1 protein-coding gene is annotated in these 1,305 nt (G+C 41.4%); it reads right to left on the minus strand.

Annotated elements, in window-relative coordinates; genetic code table 11:
* Positions 1 to 830 (minus strand): Fic family protein (locus B3F49_RS03525; protein WP_293909005.1); only part of this gene is annotated, 830 nt, incomplete at its 3' end.
* Positions 831 to 1,305 lie beyond the last annotated feature (475 nt).

The following is a 1,305-nucleotide window of genomic DNA, read 5'->3' on the forward strand; positions in this document are numbered from 1 at the left end:
TCCAAAAAAAAGAGTATCCATCCGAGCATATCGTTATGCGTGCGTACACGATTAAGTGCATCATAGTACTCAGTACGATGCAAGTCGAAATATTCAGATATATAGAAGCATGGTTTCTTGAGTATTCCCTCATTCAGAAGCATCAATGGGATGAGAATTCTCCCAGTACGGCCATTACCGTCCAGAAAGGGATGGATACTTTCAAATTGGTAATGGACCAATGCCGCTTTGATCAGTCTTGGCACATCGATTGAGTCATTATGGATGAATTGCTCCAAATCAGACATCAATTGAGGTATATGTATATGTGCTGGAGGTACATATGCCGCTTTGGACGGCATAGACCCCCCAATCCAATTCTGGCTCAATCTAAACTCGCCCGGCGTCTTGAATTCACCACGAACGCCATTCATAAGGCATCGATGTATTTCACGGATCAATCGTGAACTAACAGGAAACCCATCGTTTGTTATTCGTTCCACCCCATACTGCAAAGCAGCAATATAATTCTGTACTTCCTGTACGTCATCACGTTTTTCAGGATCTACATCCATGAGAGGAAGCATATCTTCCTCAATCGTTGTTTTAGTCCCTTCGATTTTGCTGGATTTGTTTGCTTCAACATGAATATGCATTCGAATATAGATATCAATATTCGGTATCAATTCAGCATATGCATTGAGACTCCCCAGTTCCATATTGGCTTTCTCCAATAGTGTGTTGATCCTGGCATTTCGCCACTCCCATGACGTATTAATTGGAGTTGGGATGAAGGATTTATACCCAGTCTGCATTTCGTAAGCACCAGCTCTATAGTCTTCTATATACATGAGGCCCTCCTTCCGATCACCATGGAACTCATACTAAAAGTATCACACCTTTCATGGTATGTAACGTACAACTGAAAAGCGGAAAAAAACAACACTTTCTCATATGGGTCCTCTTGCAAGAACTGCAAAGTCTGTACCTGGTTCTTTACCGCACTACCTTATTCAATTCCCTGCTTTGACACAACCAAGTTTTTTTCATTGGAAGGGCTCTTCATCATCCCTATGCCTATGACAAATCAGCCTGGAATCCTTTTGCCAGAACAAGTGAGAAAATTAGGTNNGTTTCTGATACTTTCGTTAACCTAATTTTCTAAGAAGTTGTGTTTTGCGTTTTTTTTCACGTTGAAGCAATTGCATAACAAGACCTTGACCGGCTGTACATAGTCATACGCTTGTACTACTATGCTTGCATGTTTGAATGCAAACTCATTTGTACCGATATTGACGGCACCCTGCTCAACGGAAATCACCAGAT

This window comes from Sphaerochaeta sp. UBA5836 (genome assembly GCF_002432845.1).
Lineage (GTDB): Bacteria > Spirochaetota > Spirochaetia > Sphaerochaetales > Sphaerochaetaceae > Sphaerochaeta.